This window comes from Kineosporia corallincola, from assembly GCF_018499875.1.
Classification (GTDB): domain Bacteria; phylum Actinomycetota; class Actinomycetes; order Actinomycetales; family Kineosporiaceae; genus Kineosporia; species Kineosporia corallincola.
In genome coordinates, this window is record NZ_JAHBAY010000008.1 from 86,019 (window position 1) to 102,032 (window position 16,014).

At 69.9% G+C, this 16,014-nt stretch carries 15 protein-coding genes and 1 pseudogene; 8 read left to right on the forward strand and 8 right to left on the reverse strand.

Features of this window, described 5'->3' with window-relative positions; genetic code table 11:
• Nucleotides 1-106: 106 nt before the first annotated feature.
• Nucleotides 107-733, forward strand: coding sequence for an HAD family hydrolase (locus KIH74_RS19845; protein WP_214157501.1), 627 nt, complete (start codon nt 107-109; stop codon nt 731-733).
• Here KIH74_RS19845 and KIH74_RS36635 read toward each other — a convergent pair.
• Together KIH74_RS36635 and KIH74_RS19855 are read right to left on the reverse strand one after the other, a co-directional pair.
• Complete coding sequence (locus KIH74_RS36635; RefSeq protein ID WP_214157502.1) at nt 710-1,525, reverse strand: rhomboid family intramembrane serine protease; 816 nt, start codon at nt 1,523-1,525, stop codon at nt 710-712. The genes KIH74_RS19845 and KIH74_RS36635 overlap by 24 nt on opposite strands.
• A gap of 62 nt (nt 1,526-1,587) precedes the next feature.
• On the reverse strand, nt 1,588-2,082 hold the full coding sequence (locus KIH74_RS19855; protein ID WP_214157736.1) for a peptidylprolyl isomerase: 495 nt from the start codon (nt 2,080-2,082) through the stop codon (nt 1,588-1,590).
• A gap of 330 nt (nt 2,083-2,412) precedes the next feature.
• Between KIH74_RS19855 and KIH74_RS19860 the strand changes: the two genes are divergently transcribed.
• Nucleotides 2,413-3,078: a hypothetical protein gene (locus KIH74_RS19860; RefSeq protein WP_214157503.1), complete on the forward strand. Its 666-nt coding sequence runs from the start codon at nt 2,413-2,415 to the stop codon at nt 3,076-3,078.
• 46 nt (nt 3,079-3,124) lie between these two features.
• Here the strand turns inward: KIH74_RS19860 and KIH74_RS19865 are convergent, their stop codons facing one another.
• Nucleotides 3,125-5,215, reverse strand: coding sequence for an AfsR/SARP family transcriptional regulator (locus KIH74_RS19865; RefSeq protein WP_214157504.1), 2,091 nt, complete (start codon nt 5,213-5,215; stop codon nt 3,125-3,127).
• Between the two features lie 168 nt (nt 5,216-5,383).
• Here KIH74_RS19865 and KIH74_RS19870 point away from each other — a divergent pair, with 168 nt between their 5' ends.
• On the forward strand, nt 5,384-6,256 hold the full coding sequence (locus KIH74_RS19870; RefSeq protein WP_214157505.1) for an alpha/beta fold hydrolase: 873 nt from the start codon (nt 5,384-5,386) through the stop codon (nt 6,254-6,256).
• On the opposite strand, the gene KIH74_RS19875 is transcribed toward KIH74_RS19870, so the two are convergent.
• The 3 genes and pseudogenes from KIH74_RS19875 to KIH74_RS39275 all read right to left on the reverse strand — a co-directional run.
• The gene (locus KIH74_RS19875) at nt 6,246-6,704 is read right to left on the reverse strand and encodes a MarR family winged helix-turn-helix transcriptional regulator (RefSeq protein ID WP_214157506.1); all 459 of its coding nucleotides are present in this window, start codon (nt 6,702-6,704) and stop codon (nt 6,246-6,248) included. The genes KIH74_RS19870 and KIH74_RS19875 overlap by 11 nt on opposite strands.
• A gap of 64 nt (nt 6,705-6,768) precedes the next feature.
• Nucleotides 6,769-7,860: a COX15/CtaA family protein gene (locus tag KIH74_RS19880; RefSeq protein ID WP_214157507.1), complete on the reverse strand. Its 1,092-nt coding sequence runs from the start codon at nt 7,858-7,860 to the stop codon at nt 6,769-6,771.
• Between the two features lie 426 nt (nt 7,861-8,286).
• Nucleotides 8,287-8,598 (reverse strand): annotated as a pseudogene (locus KIH74_RS39275) (DMT family transporter); the annotation flags it as partial.
• Nucleotides 8,599-8,888: 290 nt separating this feature from the next.
• On the opposite strand from KIH74_RS39275, the gene KIH74_RS19890 reads away from it, so the two are divergent.
• The 5 genes from KIH74_RS19890 (at nt 8,889) to KIH74_RS19910 (ending at nt 14,458) form a co-directional block, all read left to right on the forward strand.
• Nucleotides 8,889-9,887 (forward strand): FAD:protein FMN transferase, encoded by a 999-nt coding sequence (locus KIH74_RS19890; RefSeq protein WP_214157508.1) that lies wholly within the window; start codon nt 8,889-8,891, stop codon nt 9,885-9,887.
• Nucleotides 9,888-9,922: 35 nt separating this feature from the next.
• Nucleotides 9,923-12,130 (forward strand): glycosyltransferase family 39 protein, encoded by a 2,208-nt coding sequence (locus KIH74_RS19895; protein ID WP_214157509.1) that lies wholly within the window; start codon nt 9,923-9,925, stop codon nt 12,128-12,130.
• A gap of 435 nt (nt 12,131-12,565) precedes the next feature.
• On the forward strand, nt 12,566-12,721 hold the full coding sequence (locus KIH74_RS19900; protein WP_214157510.1) for a hypothetical protein: 156 nt from the start codon (nt 12,566-12,568) through the stop codon (nt 12,719-12,721).
• A gap of 87 nt (nt 12,722-12,808) precedes the next feature.
• On the forward strand, nt 12,809-13,471 hold the full coding sequence (locus KIH74_RS19905) for a response regulator (protein ID WP_308113915.1): 663 nt from the start codon (nt 12,809-12,811) through the stop codon (nt 13,469-13,471).
• Nucleotides 13,472-13,600: 129 nt separating this feature from the next.
• A complete protein-coding gene (locus KIH74_RS19910; protein WP_214157512.1) occupies nt 13,601-14,458 on the forward strand; it encodes a CPBP family intramembrane glutamic endopeptidase in 858 nt (285 codons plus the stop codon).
• Nucleotides 14,459-14,628: 170 nt separating this feature from the next.
• Here the strand turns inward: KIH74_RS19910 and KIH74_RS19915 are convergent, their stop codons facing one another.
• Nucleotides 14,629-14,970 carry a BP74-related protein gene (locus tag KIH74_RS19915; RefSeq protein ID WP_214157513.1) on the reverse strand — a complete coding sequence of 114 codons (342 nt, stop codon included), beginning with the start codon at nt 14,968-14,970 and terminating at the stop codon, nt 14,629-14,631.
• A 138-nt stretch (nt 14,971-15,108) separates the two neighbouring features.
• A complete protein-coding gene (locus KIH74_RS19920; protein WP_214157514.1) occupies nt 15,109-15,957 on the reverse strand; it encodes a CE1 family esterase in 849 nt (282 codons plus the stop codon).
• Between the last annotated feature and the right edge of the window lie 57 nt (nt 15,958-16,014).

Below are 16,014 nucleotides of genomic sequence, written 5' to 3' on the forward strand. Positions count from 1 at the left end.
CCCGGACAGGGCGGGCAAGATCGCCAGAGAACCCGGCAAAACCCGACCGCCCGACCCGGTTCGGGCGTTTCCGGGCGGTGCCGCACGCCTGGGTAGGGTGACCGGCATGGAACGGTCCCCCGCCCGGCCCGCTGTGGTGTTCGACATCGGTGGCGTGCTCACCACGTCCGAGGGCGGGGTGCCCGAGCTGTCCCGCATGATCGGCGTGGAGCCGGAGCGTTTCGCCGTCCCCTACTGGGACCACCGACCGCCCTACGACGAGGGCAGTGCCCCGGGCGAGTACTGGGCGCTGGTCGCCGCCGATCTGGGCCTGGAGTGGAGCGCGGAGGAGATCGAGCGCATCGACCTCTTCGACGCGCGGCGCTGGTCCGAGCCGGCCCCCGGCCGCGTGGAACTGCTCACCACTCTGCACGACGCCGGGGTGACCACGGCGCTGCTGTCGAACGCGCCGTCGTCGATGGCGCGGGTGGTGAAGGAGAGCGCGTGGTCGGCCCGTTTCGACCGGCGGATCTTCTCCTGCGACCTGGGCCTGATCAAGCCCGACCCGAAGATCTACCGGGCGGTGGAGGAGGCCCTCGACCGGCCCGGCCCCGAGCTGGTGTTCTTCGACGACCGGCCGCCGAACGTGCGGGCCGCGCTGGAGCTGGGCTGGCAGGCCCACCTGTTCACCACCCAGGAGGCCTGCCAGGACGTGCTTTTCGCGCTCGGCCTAGGCCAGCAGGCCGGAGCCTGACGGCACGGTGCTGAGCTTGATCGCATAGGCCGCCGCCAGCAGCAGCACCACCAGCGCGATACCGGTGACCTGGAGCGCCGTGCGGTTGGTGCGCGGCGCGTAGGCCAGCACCGCCGCCGTCAGCACTCCGGTGACCAGACCGCCCAGGTGCGCCTGCCAGGCGATGCCGTTCATGAACAGCCCCAGCGCGAAGTTGATCACGATCAGCACGAGGATCTGCGTGGCGTCGCGGTTCAGCCGGCGCTGCACCACGAAGAACGCACCGAACATGCCGAACACGGCGCCCGAGGCACCGACGGTGGTGGTGGTCCAGGTGCCGTCGTAGGCGGGCGTGGCCAGCAGCAGGTAGCCGATCGAGCCACCGACCGCACTGACCAGGTAGAGCGCGATGAAACGGGCCCGGCCGAACAGCTGTTCCAGGTACGGCCCGGTCATCCACAGGGCGTACATGTTGAACAGGATGTGCAGCGGGCTGGACGGCGAGTGCAGGAACGCCGCGGTGAGCAGCCGCCAGGGCTCGGACAGCGCGTACGGCGGGAAGAACGAGAAGTCGATGGTGACCTGTGTGCTGATCTGTTGCAGCAGCCAGACCACCACGCACAGGCCGATGATCGCCTGGGTGACGCGCGGCTGGGCTCCGGCGGTCAGGGCGGCACCGAACGGGGTGCGGGCCGTGCGCACGCCCTTGTTCTGGTCGCGCACGCAGTCCACGCACTGCACTCCGACCGCAGCCGCCCGCTGGCACTCCGGGCAGACCGGCCGCTCGCAGCGCTGGCACCGGACGTAGGACACGCGGTCCGGGTGGCGCGGACAGACCGGTTCGGCCGCCGCGCCACCCGGGGTGGGCTGAGTGGTCACCCGCGCGAGATCGTGACCCGCTCGATCACGACGTCCTTCTCCGGACGGTCGCGACGGTCGACCGGCGTGTTGGCGATGCTGTCGACCACGTCACGGCTGGCCTGGTCGGCCACCTGACCGAAGATCGTGTGCTTGCCCTGGAGGTGGGTCGGGGTGCTCACGGTGATGAAGAACTGCGAGCCGTTGGTGCCCCGGCCGCCCCGGACGCCGGCGTTGGCCATGGCCAGCAGGTAGGGCTGCGTGAACGTGAGCTCCGGGTGGATCTCGTCGTCGAAGTTGTAGCCCGGGCCGCCGGTTCCGGTGCCCGTCGGGTCGCCGCCCTGGATCATGAAGCCGGCGATGATGCGGTGGAAGATGATGCCGTCGTAGAAGTGCTTGCCGTTGTTCGGCCCCTCCTGCGTGCCCTCCGCCAGCTCGACGAAGTTACGCACCGTCTTGGGGGCGTGGTTGGGGAACAGCTGAATGCGGATCATGCCGTGGTTGGTCAGCATGTCGGCGTACAGGTTCGAAGGAAGCTGCTCGGTCAACGGGTGATTCCCCTTCAGGATTGCGGATGCTGCTCGATGCTCTCGAAGTCTGTCACGGACCGTGCCACCCGACCTTCGCGGTTCGCCCTCCGCGGACAGGTTGCTGGTTCCAACGCACGGAACACCCGGATCGATCCGCCCGTGGCATGTCGGGTTGGTGGTTGCCGTTAAAGATCACATAGTGGATCAGACGATGGAGCTCGGGTGGCATATTGCTCAGATCGCGGAACCATGGGACCCAACGCGGCACCACCCAGTTGCTTCCCGAGTGAGCCGCATGAACAGGAGGACGATGTGAGAGCGCGAAGCAAGAGGGCCACGGCGACTCAGGAGGCCCAGGCTCAGCTGCGGTCCGCGCTGGACAGTGCCCGCACCGGCGGCGCCGTCGTCGCCGAGCGGGTCACGCCGGTCGCCGCCGCCACCAAGGACCGGGTCACCGTGGTGACCAAGGAACACGTGGTCCCCGCCGTGCGCAACGCCGCCGACCACGCGGGCCCGGTGCTGGCCAAGGGCTACGCCCAGGCCAAGGTGAAGGCCGCCCCGGTGGTGGCCCAGGGCCGCGACAAGGCGGTCGACGACCTGCTGCCGAAGCTGGCCGAGGCGATCGCCGCGGCGTCCGCGGCGGCCATCGCGGCCCGCGACAGCGCGGTGGAGAACGCGCAGGAGCGCACCCTGCACGCCGTGGAGAACCTCCCGGCCAACAAGAAGGCCCAGAAGAAGGCGCGCCGCCGTCAGCGTCGCCGTCGCTTCCTGGTCTTCTCGGTGATCACGGCCGCCGCCGGCGCCGGGGTCGTGGCCTGGAAGTCGCGCAGCGCCAACCCCGACCCGTGGACGCCCGACCCCGGGGTCACCACGATCAACGGCGCCTCCAACGGCACTCCGCTGACCACCCCGGTCGAGGAGTCGGACGGCAAGATCACCGACGACCCGGTCATCGGTGAGGCCAAGACCGAACGCTGAGCACCGACCGGTCGTGCATGATCACATCCGGCGAAACCACCCGTGATCATGCACGATCGGCCTTCGGCCGGGCCGGGGGCGGCTCCCCCAGCGCCTCGGCCAGCCGCTCCAGATATCCGGCCACCGGGCCCAGCGTGACCATCCCGCTGCCCGCCCCGGCCAGCTCCTCCCGCGCCGGAAGCAGCTGCGCATAGAGGCTTTTCATGGCCGACCGGTCGTCGTCGCGCAGGGCCGCCTCGGCTTGCAGGCACAGTCGGGCCTCCAGCAGCAGATCATGTGGGGACGACGAGGGCGCCGGGCCACGCCCGAGCAGCGCATCGGCCCACGGCTGGTACGGGCCGAAATCGTCGCCCTCGAAGGCTTTCCGGTCGATCTCCCCGCCCCGGACCAGTTCCAGGCAGAGCAGGGCCAGCGGCAGGATCCCGCGCTCGACGCCGGGCATACCCGATCCGGACAGTTTCGCCGCGGCGGCCCGGTAGGCGGCTCGGGCCTCGTCGAGGGCCCCGATGACGACCAGCCGCAGGGCCCGGTACCAGGCCGTGAACACGCCGATCAGCGGAATTCCGTGCTGCCCGGCCAGGTCGTCGGCCGCCGTGGCGTGCCGGTCGGCCGCGTTCAGGTCGGCCAGCGCGGCGTACGACTGCATCAGCATCAGGTGCCCCAGCACAGCGACCGCCGGCAGTTCCTGACCGGCGGGCCGGGCCGCGGCGATCTCCAGGATCTCGTGGCCGATCAGGGCTCGCTGCCCGGCCAGCCCGGCCCGGTCGAAGGTCTGGAGGAAGCGCCCGTTCAGCGCCAGGGCGAGCAGGTTGGCGTCACCCAGCGACCGGGCCAGTTGCTCGGCCTCCCTGGCAGCCTCCGACCCGCGTGGCCCGGGATCGGCACGCCGTTCCAGGGCGATGGTGATCAGTAACCGGGCGCGCTCGGCCCTGTGCTCGCCGTCCACGGCCCGGAGTCCGGCCAGGGCCTGCTCCGCCGCGCCGGCCAGGAACGCCGACAGCTCCTCGTCGTCGTTCGCCGTCCAGATCGCCGGAACCTCGAAAGCCCCCACCACCTGGGCGAACAGCAGCGGGTCGGCCAGCTCGGCGGCCGCCCGAACGGCCTCGGCCCGATACTGCCGGGCCTGCGCCAACTCACCGCTGACCGCGAGCGCCCGCACCAGTCCCATCAGCGCGTCGAGCCGTTCCCGCCGCCCGGCCGGGCTCGTGGTGGTCGGATCCTGCCCCCGGATCGCCACCCGCCAGAGCCCGGATCCACCCGACAGCCTGGTCCCGCCCGACAGCCCGGTCCCGCCCGCCGTCGCGGGTCTCCCCGCCGGGTCCAGGTGCTCCGCCCGGGCCAGGATGTCCTCCTCCAGTCGCCACAGATCGCCCCGGTGCTGCACCCCACCCGGCACCCCACCCGGCACCCCACCCGGCACCCCACCCGGCGCCCCGGCATGCACCCCGCCCGGTCGGCCGAGCAGGTGCCGCGCCCGGCGCAGAACGGTCAGCGCATCGTCCGGCCGACCGGACCGGTACAGCGCGAGGGCCAGCAACCGCCACCCGTTCTCCCGCCGGGGATGCCGTTCGACGTGGGCCTCCAGGCCCGGCACCGCCGATTCCGCGCGCCCCAGGGCGAGCGCGGCATCGGCCCGCCGTTCCACGGCCAGCGCGCGCAGTTCCTCCAGCCTCCGGGCCTCGGCCCGGGCCCAGGGCTGCTCGCCGAACTCGGCCCAGGCCGGGCCGCGCCACCGCCCCAGAGCACGGTCCAGCTGGTCCTGCGCCTGAACGTAATATCCTGCGCTGAGCAGGTTTTCGCCGTCCTCAATTTCGCGGGTGACCTGCCACGCGTCCACCTCGGCCGGACGCAGCAGATAGCCGGGCGCCTGGGTGACCAGCAAGCGGGAGGCGGTGCGCGGCGGGCGGTCGGGCTCCAGCGTCTTGCGCAGGGCCCCGACGAACGTCTGCACGGCGCCGAGCGCGCCGGGCGGCGGGTCGTCGGGCCAAAGATCGTCGATCAGCCACGGCACCGGCACCACCCGCGGCGCCGCGATCAGCAACCGGGCCAGCACGGCGCGCTGCCGCGGACCGCCCAGCCGCACCGGATCTCCCTGCCGGGTGACCTCCAGCGGGCCCAGCACACCGAATCGCAGCACGCGGCCACCCTAAGCACCGAGTTCCGGCGACCGGCCGGGAGATGGTTCTGAATTTTGACACCGCCATCGGCTCCAGGCCGGTGTCAAAAACGAAATGGCCTCCCCTGTCCAGCCACCCTCGGCCCGTTGCTGATCGGTTGCTGATTCGGCCCGGCCACGGTGATCCCCATGAACGACACCACGATCCCCGGGTTCGAGCAGCAGCGCGTCGAAGGCACCGGCGGTGTGCGGCTCCAGGTGGCCGTCGGCGGCTCCGGCAGCCCGGTCGTGCTGCTGCACGGCTTCCCGCAGACCCACCTGTGCTGGCGCGACGTCGCCACGGACCTCGCCCGCGACCACACCGTCATCTGCCCCGACCTGCGTGGCTACGGCGACAGCGACAAGCCCGCCGACACCGGCGAGACCTACTCCAAGCGCGCCATGGCGGCCGACGTCGTGGCCGTCGCGAAGCATCTGGGCTTCGACCGGTTCGCGCTGGCCGGGCACGACCGGGGTGCGCTGGTCGCGATCCGGGCCGGCCTCGACCACCCGCACGTCGTCAGCCGTCTCGCCGTGCTCGACGTGTTCACCACGCTGGACATGTGGGACGTCATGCGGGGCCGGGACGCCGCCGTCGGCTTCCACCTGTACCTGATGGCGCAGCCGCCAGGCCTGGCCGAGACCATGATCAGCGCCGTGCCGGACGAGTTCTTCGGGCACTTCCTCGACATCTGGGCCAGGACACCGCTGCCCGATACCGCCCGGCAGGTCTACCTGGAGAAGTCGCGCCGGGCCGTGACCTCGATCGTCGCCGACTACCGCGCCTCGGCCGGCGTCGACGTGGATCACGACGAGGAGGACCGGCGGCGGGGCAACCGGCTGCGGATGCCGGTGACCGTGCTCCAGCAGGACTGGGGGCCGGCCATGACCGGCCAGGCCATGACCCGCTGGCAGGCCTGGGCCGACGACCTGGACCACCGCACCGTGAACTGCGGGCACTTCATGGCCGAGGAGGACCCGGCGGGGGTGACGGCGGCGCTGCGCGAGCTGCTCAGGAGGTGAGGTCGCTGTCTCCGCCCAGGTTCGCGATCATCCGGCGCAGCGTGTTGATCGTGGTGACGTAGTCGGCGGGATCGATGCCGTCGAGGGTCTCGGCATGAGCACCCGCATTGCGCTCACGGGCCCGGGCCAGCCCCGCCTCACCGGCCGGGGTCAGGCTGAACGCGTCGTCGTCCTCGCTCAGCCAGCCGCGCTCGATCAGGTCGTCGAACACGTCTTCCAGCTCGATGCCCAGGTCGTCGTAGGGCTGGAGCCGGTCGGCCAGATCGGCGCGGTTCCAGGTGCCGGGGGCGCCGCCCACGTGGTTCAGCGTCCACCAGTGCGGCTGGGTGAGCTGCTCGAACGCCAGCTCGGCGCGGATCCGCCCGACCACGGCCCGGTAGGCGGCGCCGCTCCAGTAGCCGATGGGCTGGGCACCCACCTGCTCGGCCGGGTACTCGGTGATCGACACGGCGAAACCTCCTGCGGTGCGGTGACGGGACACCGCCACCGTAGGAAGTGAACCGCGCTCCAGGTCAAACCGCGGCCGGTGCCGGGGCGTCCTGCGAAGGGCTGGGGGCGGCGGTGACCGGGTCGGGGTGGATGGTGGCCAGCAGCACCCGCAGCACGCCGACCCAGGTCATCGCGGCGCCGAGCATGTGCAGCGCCACCGACACCCGGGGCAGGCCGTCGAGGCTCTGGTACAGGCCGATCGTCGACTGGGCGATCACCAGGCCGGTCAGGATCAGGCCGCGCAGGAAGGTCTTTCGGTCGCCGGCGTGGTGAGCGGCCCAGGTGCAGCCCACGGCCAGCAGCAGAACGGTGGTGCCGAGCACACCGTGGAACCAGGTCAGGCCGGTCCAGTCGAGCTGGATGCGCGGCACCTCGCTGGAGTCGCCCGGGTGCGGGCCGGAGCCGGTGACCAGGGTGCCCACCGCCACCAGCACCGCCCCGACGACGACCAGGATCCAGGCCAGCCGGGTGCGCACGGGACGTGTCGGGTCGTCGGACGGCTGCCCCAGCACCACGGAGCCGTCGGTGGCCCTGGCCGTGCTCGGCACGCCCTCGCCGTCTTCCAGCGAGATCACCGCGCCGCGCCCGTAACGCCGGCCGGAACCGCTGACGGTGCGGCGGTTCCACACCTCGAAGGCGTGGCTGTGGGCGAAGTCGTAGCTCAGCGTGGTGGTGGTCAGCAGCAGCGTGGCGGCCATGAAGTGCACGGCGACGATGTAGGGGTTCAGGTCCATCCAGACCGTGATCCCGCCCAGCACCGCGTTCAGCACGATGATCCAGAACTGCGCCCAGGCGGTGCGCACCAGCCAGCGGTTGGGCACCTTCTGGAACCGGGCACTGATGATGACCAGCCCGACCGCGACCGAGATGACGCCGGTCAGCGTGCGGTTCGTGAACTCGATGACGCCGTGGTAGCCCATCTGGGCCGGCGCGATGAAGGAGTACTCCGTGCACTTGGGCCAGGTGGTACAGCCCAGACCGGAACCGCTCAGCCGGACGATGCCGCCGGTGAGGATGATCCCGATGCTGCACAGCAGAGCGAACGTGGTGGCCCAGCGCACCGCTCGGGGATTCAGCCGGATGTAGGGCTCGAGCAGGCCGAACGGTGTACGCATGGACCAAAGTCTGTCATGGGGCCGGGCCGGATCGGCCGCAGGTCGCCGGATCCGGCCCGATGTCAGGACGAACGGCCGAAGTTTCAGGACCGAAGGTCAGGTCTCCCGTCGTCCCAGATCGGGAAAGATCGGTCCCAGGTCGGAATCCGGGTCGGTCTCCATGTCGTGCCGGGGTCGCATCTGCCGGGGAACAAGGCCGTTGCGTGGGGTGAGCATAGGGACCTCACCGGATTCCGACCCCGGTCTTCGTGGTTGCGGCAGAGCCGTTTTCTGGGCCAGCTTCACCCGGTCCAGGCTGATCGGGCCGCTGAACGACGGCGAACTGATCGTGGCGTCCGGCCGGATCTCGAATTTGATTCTCTTCGGCGCCGGTTTCGGTGCGGGTTTCGGCACCGGTTTCGGTTTCGCGGCGCCGTGCGCCTCACCCCCGCTGAGATTCAGCACGATCACCCCGACCACGATCAGCACCACCCCGGACAGCCGGGGCAGGGTCAGCGTCTCGCCGAAGAGCAGGATGCCGATGATCGTGATCGCAGCTGTGCCGATCGCCGACCAGATGGCGTAAACCAGGCCCACGTCAAATGTTTTCAGCGCGTACCCGAGAAGCGTGAAACACCCGACGTACCCCACCACCACGATCAGGCTCGGCCAGAGCCGGGTGAAGCCGTCAGCTGTTTTCAGGCTGACCGTTGCAATGACCTCCAATGCGATAGCTCCTGCCAGAGCCAGCCAAGCCACGAAATCCCCCAGATCCGGATGACGATCAATTCGCTTGAACTGTATAGCGAAACTGACTGCGGAGTAGGTAAACCCGGAACGCCGCCACGAAATTGCGTTAATCCGAAGCTCATTTCGGAGGTGGTCGCCCCAAAGCCGTCATTACTTCACTTGCGCCACAGTTGAATCACAGTTTTCACAGGTATCCCTTAGATCAATCCCACAGGTGGCTTTCAGACTTCTCCACCGATCGGTCCAGCTCGGCCCTCGACTCTGTAATCCCGTACCCCCGAGGACATCGAGGAGGAGCCATGGCCATCACCGACATCGTCGCGCCGGGCCGGCGCCGCACCGGTCTGCCGACCCAGCACCAGCAGGCACCCACCCTCACCGCCACCTGGCACGTCTGGGGAACCACCGCGTCCGTCACCGTCGACGACCCGAGCGCCCTGAACGTGGCCCGCCGGATCGTCTCCCGGCAGTTCCTGGCGGCCGAGAAGGCAGCGGCCCGCTTCCGCGCCGACGCCGAACTGCACAAGCTCTACAAGGCCGGTGGCCGGCCGGTCACGATCAGCCCGCTGCTGGCCGAGCTGGTCTCGGCCGCCCTGGCCGTGGCCGAGCGCACCGACGGCGACGTCGACCCGACCGTGGGCGCGGCGATGACCGCGAACGCCGCACGACGGGGCCAGGACATCTCGATCGTGCCGGTCTGCGGCTCCCGCCCCACCGGCAGCCGCCCGGCGCCGGGCTGGGAGCAGGTCCGGCTGGAGGGCCGCAAGCTCCAGGTCCCGGCCGGCACCACCCTCGACCTCAGCGCCACCGCCAAGGCCGCGATCTGCGACATGGCCGCCGCCCGGGTGCGCGAGCGGGTCGACGCCGGCGTACTGGTGCGCCTCGGCGGCAACGCCGTCTCGTCCGGCCCGGCCCCCGATCAGGGCTGGCGGGTGCCGATCACCGACCGCGCCGGGCACCTGGACAGCGAGGTGTTCCTGACCGCCAACGCCGCCCTGTCCAGCTCGCAGATCGGGGTGCCCCCGCGCCACCGCGACGCCCCGGTCAGCTACCTGATCGACCCGCACACCGGTGACCTGCCGCTCCCGGTGTGGCGCATGGTCAGCGCGATCGGCTTCAGCTGTCTGGAGGCCTCGGCCTACTCCACGGCATCACTTGTGCGCGGCATCCGCGCGCGCAACTGGCTCACCCAGCTCTGGGTGCCGGCCCGCCTCATAACAGTGGACGACGACGAGCTGTTCTGCGGGAACTGGTCGGCCCACACCCTGCCCGACACCCCCGCCTCCACCCTTTCCTGATCCCCACCGTTCCTGACGACGAAGGACGAGAACTGATGACTGCGACCGTGGACAGCCCGACCGGGCACCCGAACGGTGAGCCGCCCGGCAACCCTCCGGCCGGGCGGGGCCGGGTGAGCGGCCTGGGCCGTCGCATCGTCAGGGGCCGTGAGCAGGACCCGGCCTGGGTGCGCCCCGCGCTGCTCACCCTGCTGGTGGTCACGGCCGTGCTCTACCTGTGGAACCTCAGCGTGTCCGGCTGGGCGAACTCCTTCTACTCCGCCGCGGTGCAGGCCGGTTCGGAGAGCTGGAAGGCGTTCTTCTTCGGCTCGTCCGACGCCTCCAACGCGATCACCGTGGACAAGACCCCGCTGGCCCTGTGGCCGATGGACCTGTCCGTGCGGATCTTCGGGTTGCACTCCTGGGCCATCCTGATGCCGCAGGCCCTGATGGGCGTGGCATCGGTGGGTCTGCTCTTCACCATCGTGCGGCGGCACTTCGGCCCGGGCGCCGGCCTGCTGGCCGGTGCGGCGCTGGCGTTCACCCCGGTGGCCACGCTGATGTTCCGGTTCAACAACCCAGACGCGCTGCTGGTGCTGTTGATGACCGCGGGCGTCTACTTCGTGATGCGGGCCGTGGAGCACGCGAAGATGCGCTGGCTGCTGCTGGCCGGCGTGATGATCGGCCTGGGCTTCCTGACCAAGCAGCTCCAGGCCCTGCTGGTGGTGCCGGCCTTCGGCCTGACCTACCTGTGGGCCGCGCCGACCACGTTCCTCAAGCGGATCGGCCACCTGCTGGCCGCCTTCGTGGTGATGATCGTGTCGGCCGGCTGGTACATCGCGATCGTCGAGTTCTGGCCCGCCTCGTCACGGCCGTACATCGGCGGCACGCAGACCAACTCGATCCTCGAACTGACCTTCGGCTACAATGGTTTCGGCCGACTGACCGGCAACGAGACCGGCAGCGTCGGCACCAACGGCAACTGGGGCGAGACCGGCATCACCCGGCTGTTCACCACCGAGTTCGCCAGCCAGATCGGCTGGCTGCTGCCGGCCGCGCTGATCCTGCTGGTGGCCGGCCTGGTCGCCACCCGGAAGCTGGCGCGCACCAGCGCCGTTCGCGCCCAGTTCATCGTCTGGGGCGGCTGGCTGGTGGTCACCTTCCTGACCTTCAGCTTCATGCAGGGCATCTTCCACTCGTACTACACCGTGGCCCTTTCCCCGGCGATCGCCGCCCTCGCCGGCATCGGCGTGGCCACGCTCTACCGCACCCGCTCGGTGCTCGGCATGTTCGTGCTGGCCGCGACGGTGCTGGTCACCGCCCTCTGGACGTTCACACTGCTGGCCGAGAGCTCGGACTGGCACCCGTGGCTGCGCTACGTCGTGCTGCTCACCGGTGTGATCGCGGCCATCGGCCTGGCGGCGTCGGGCTGGCTGGCCGGGCGGCTGTCCGGCCGCACCCGGCAGCGCACGATGCTGGTCATCGGCGCGATCGCGGTGGTCTCGGCCCTGCTCGGCCCGGTCGGGTACTCGATGAACACGGCCACCTCGTCGCACACCGGCGCCATCCCCACGGCCGGCCCGAGCACCGGCACGGGCGGTTTCGGTGGTGGCGGAGGCCGCGGCGGCACAGGCGGCCCGGGCGGCGGTGGCGGTGGCGGCTTCGGTGGCCCGGGCCAGAGCCAGGGCCAGACACAGGGGCAGGGCCAGAGCCAGGGGCAGGGCCAGAGCCAGGGGCAGGGCCAGGCCCAGGGCGGCACCCAGTCGCAGGGCGGCACCACCGGCCAGTCACAGGGCGGCACCCAGTCCCAGGACGGCGGCACCACCGGTGGCATGGGTGGCATGGGTGGCATGGGCGGGGGCGGGGGCATGGGCGGCCTGCTCAACGCCACCACCCCGAGCGACGAGATGGTCGCGGCGCTGGAGGCCGGCGCCGACAGCTACACCTGGGTGGCTGCGACGGTCGGCTCGAACAACGCGGCCGGCTACCAGCTGGCCACGGAGGAACCGGTGATGGCCATCGGCGGCTACAACGGAACCGACGCCTACCCGTCGCTGGAACAGTTCAAGGAGTACGTGGCCGACGGCCAGATCCACTACTTCATCGACAGCGGCTCGACCAGCAGCGGCACCGACTCGGGCGGCAGTGACGTGGCCCAGCAGATCACCGAGTGGGTCGAGGCCAACTACACCGCCACCACGATCGGCAGCACCACGGTGTACGACCTGACGGCCACGGCCACCACCACGACCGCGGCCGGCTGATCCAATCCCCTCGTGATCATGCGCGTTTCGCCTCCACCCGAGGCGGGACGTGCATGATCACGAACGTTTTGGGGACGACGAAACGCTCCCGAACGGTTCCCGGCCGATCTCCGGAACGATTCCCGGCGGCCCCGCGCAAGATCGGCTCCCGGGCCGTCCGGCCGGTCCGTGATTTGTGTCCCGAGTCCTCTCCCCGGCCCGCACGACGGCCAGATCCGGCCCTCAGCACCGCCGATTTTTTCCTGACCTGCGAAAAGGCCGACCCTGAGCGGCAAAACATGATCTTGACGGCATCCCCGGAACGTCCAGCCGACCGGGCGAGAACCCACGAACCACCCCGTCCGTCCCAGCGTCCGACGTTATTCATGCCGTAGTCTCGGCGCGGCGATACACCGCAAAATCCGAACGCGCACGCCGAGACCGTCAGGGAGAACCGTGGGCACGCTGGCAGACCTCGTCAACACCGGCATCCTGATCAGTGGCTCGATCGCGGGAGGACAGCTCGCCTGGCTGGGCGTGGACAAGCTGATCGGCAAGATCGGCGTCGAGCCCCGGCACTGGCTGGAGAGCAAGCTGCGCAGCGAGCCCTGATCCACCCCTGATCCACGTCCGTCCGAGCCGGGCCGGGCGTGACCGGGCCCCTCGTCGTCCACCATGGGGCCGATACCCTCGGCTCTCGTGACGCTGCGAGTGCTGGTGGCCGACGACCAGGAACTGGTCCGGACGGGCTACGTGACGATTCTGTCGGCGCAGCCAGACATCGACGTCGTCGGTGAGGCACCGGACGGACGCACCGCGGTCGACCTGGCGCGCCGCCTGACCCCCGACGTGGTGGTCATGGATGTGCGCATGCCCGTGCTCGACGGCATCTCCGCCACCCGGGAACTGGCCGGGCCGGGCGTGGAGAATCCGGCGAAAGTGCTGGTGGTGACCACTTTTCAGTTGGACGAGTACGTCTATGAGGCGTTGCGCGCCGGAGCCAGCGGGTTCCTGCTGAAGGATTCCCCGCCGGCCGAGCTGCTGAACGGCATCCGGGTGATCGCCGCCGGTGAATCCCTGCTCGCCCCCGCCGTCACCCGGCGGCTGGTGGGCCGATTCGGCGAGCGTGTGCGGCCGAGCGGCCCGGCGTCGCAGGCTCTGGACGCCCTGGCCCCGCGCGAGGTGGAGGTGCTGAAGCTGATCGCCGAGGGCATGTCCAACGCCGAGATCGCCGAGGCGATGGTGGTGAGCCGGGAGACGGTGAAGACCTACGTGTCACGCATCCTGACCAAGCTCGACCTCCGCGACCGGGTGCAGGCCGTGGTGTTCGCTCACCGTAACGGTCTGGTCGGGTCGGCCTGATCCGGCTCTGTCCCCCGTGAGAGCTACACGAAGTGTGCTCCGCGGTGGGATTCGGGGGAATGCCTCCCGTTCCTAGTGTTCTGGATGTGGCCAGGAGGGCCACGGACCACGAACGAGGAGGCATTCCAGATGCTGGCCCACCTGCGCAAAAGCGTTCTGACCCGGATGATCGCGCTGATCGTCCTGTTCATGCTGGTCGACTCGGTCGTGGCCGGCGGGCTGTCCAGGATGGTCGACACCACCAACCCGTTCCAGGCGCTGCTGGTGCTGGTGCTCGGTGGGCTGGCCGCCTGGGGCACCCTGCGGCTGTATCGCTACGTGATCAACCAGCTGGAGCTGCGGGAGCCCGACGAGATCGCTCCCGAGGGAGCCGGCCGGGCAGTCCGGAAGGGTACCTACATCGGTATCGCCCTGCTCACCCTGGTGATGCTGCTGATCGCGATGTTCGGCGGGTACGAGTCGCTGGGCTGGGGTTCGGTCTGGCCGATGCTCTCGTTCGCCGGGCTGATGGTGGCCGTCGCGGTGATCGAGGAGCTGGTGTTCCGCGCCATCCTGTTCCGCCTGCTCGAGCAGATGACCGGCACCGTCGGCGCTCTCGTCGGCTCGGCCCTGATCTTCGGCGCCATGCACCTGATCAACCCGAACGCCACGCTGTGGGGCGCGGTGTCGATCGCGGTGCAGGGTGGCCTGATGCTGGGCGCGATCTACGCCGTCACCCGCAACGTCTGGTTGCCGATCGGTTTCCACTTCGGCTGGAACTTCGCCCAGGCCGGCTTGTTCGGGGTCGCGGTGTCCGGCTCCGAGAACCGCGGCAGCGGCCTGCTGACGAGCGTGCTCGACGACGGCCCGACCGTGGTCACGGGTGGCGACTTCGGCCCGGAGGCCACCCTGTTCGCCCTGCTCAGTTGCCTGATCGTGTTCCTGGTGGTGCTCCGCAGGGTGCAGCTGCGCAGCCGCACGCAGGCTCGCGAACTGGCTGCCGCCTGATCCGCCTCTCGATGGCATCCGCCCCGCTGGGGTCGGGATGCCGTCGCGGCGTTCTGGCCACGGGTGGATCGCCGCCCGGGCCTGTGGCGCAGATGCGACCGGTCGCACCGGACTCCGTCAGGGGCTGCTCCCGTCGTCCGAAAACAGCCCCTGAAACGGTGATTCACCGATCAGGCGGAAACCTCACGACTGAGCCGCGAGTCCCAGGGGCACCAGTAGGCTCCCGGCAGGAAGGCACCGCCCGCCTCGTCCAGGTGGTCCTCCAGGTACTGCATGTTCGCGTCGCACACCTCGATGGCGAACGAGAAGAACACCACCGTGTCGGGGTCGAGGTGGTAGCTGTACCCCGGGTTGTAGGGCTTGCTCTCCTTGCGGAAGCGCCCCATCACGTGGACCTCGCTGGTCTCCTCGCCCGAGAGAATCTTCCGGGCCTTGTTGATCTTTCCCTCGTCGGTCAGCTCGAAGATGAACTCGCCCCCGCCGCTGGCCTGCTTGAAAGCGAAAAGTGCCATGGATTCCCCCCGTTGGTTGTCGTTCGCCCAACAGCCAGCAACCGTAGCCGGGGCGATCGAGGGCAGACAATGAACCGAAGAGGGGGATGATCACTGGGGCGTCCCGGCAAACTTGGGGGACTCGTCGCCCGGGCGTGTTCAGCGGTCCATGATCTCCGTCGCCACGAGCTCGGCGGCGTTCACGTCCGCGGAGGTCCGGCCGATGAAGAACCGCGACGCCTTGCCCGGGTGCGGCACGGTGTGGCCGCCGCCGTGCACGGTGTAGAGCACCACGTGTGGACGCTCCCCCTCCCGGAACTCGGTGCGTTCCACTGACGTCGTGGTCGAGCGGGCGGGCAGGCGGGTGGTGACCGGTTCGGTCTCGATGCCGTTGTGGGCGGCGAAGTAACGAGCGGTCGCGGGCATCGAGAGCGCCGTTCCACCCACCTTGAAGAACTTCTGCTTCCAGCGCTGCATCGTGCCGCCCTGGTAGGGAACGACCGGGTCGGCGGTGCCGTGGACCAGCAGAACGGGCATCGGGACGGGGCCGACCGCGGGGGACGGGAGCAGGAAGCTCTCGGGAACCGGCATGGTGGCGGCGAACACCGCCGCGCCGGCGATCAGCTCCGGTACCTCATGGATCAGCCGCATCACCATCTGCCCACCGTTGGAGTACCCGACGGCGAACACCCGGCGCCGGTCGACGCCGTGACCGGCCACCAGCTGCGCGATCACGGCACGCACGAAGCCCACGTCGTCGATGTTCTCGGTGCGGGCCGGGAAGAAACTCTCCCGCCGCGCGTCGTTCCAGTTGTGCCGGTGCCCGTCGAGATAGGCCACCAGCGCCCCCTTCTCGGCCAGTCGGTCGAAGGCGCGACCGGTGAACTTCCGGTGCCCGGCCCCGGTCTGCGTGGAACCGTGGAAGATCAGGACGAGGTCGGGCCCGGCATCACCCACGAGCGTGAAAGTCCTCTTCCGGTCACCGACATGGACGCTGTGCTCTGTCATGTGGGCGACGCTAAACTTTGACATCGTGTCAAGGTCAAGCCTGAGGATCAGCCGACG

What these genes read in the sequence shown, in the direction of transcription:
- KIH74_RS19895 (WP_214157509.1), top strand. Translation starts at nt 9,923, where the DNA reads ATGACTGCGACCGTGGACAGCCCGACCGGGCACCCGAACGGTGAGCCG.
- KIH74_RS19910 (WP_214157512.1), top strand. Translation starts at nt 13,601, where the DNA reads ATGCTGGCCCACCTGCGCAAAAGCGTTCTGACCCGGATGATCGCGCTG.
- KIH74_RS19845 (WP_214157501.1), top strand. Translation starts at nt 107, where the DNA reads ATGGAACGGTCCCCCGCCCGGCCCGCTGTGGTGTTCGACATCGGTGGC.
- KIH74_RS19870 (WP_214157505.1), top strand. Translation starts at nt 5,384, where the DNA reads ATGAACGACACCACGATCCCCGGGTTCGAGCAGCAGCGCGTCGAAGGC.
- KIH74_RS19880 (WP_214157507.1), bottom strand. Translation starts at nt 7,860, where the DNA reads ATGCGTACACCGTTCGGCCTGCTCGAGCCCTACATCCGGCTGAATCCC.
- KIH74_RS19920 (WP_214157514.1), bottom strand. Translation starts at nt 15,957, where the DNA reads ATGACAGAGCACAGCGTCCATGTCGGTGACCGGAAGAGGACTTTCACG.
- KIH74_RS19890 (WP_214157508.1), top strand. Translation starts at nt 8,889, where the DNA reads ATGGCCATCACCGACATCGTCGCGCCGGGCCGGCGCCGCACCGGTCTG.
- KIH74_RS19855 (WP_214157736.1), bottom strand. Translation starts at nt 2,082, where the DNA reads ATGCTGACCAACCACGGCATGATCCGCATTCAGCTGTTCCCCAACCAC.
- KIH74_RS19915 (WP_214157513.1), bottom strand. Translation starts at nt 14,970, where the DNA reads ATGGCACTTTTCGCTTTCAAGCAGGCCAGCGGCGGGGGCGAGTTCATC.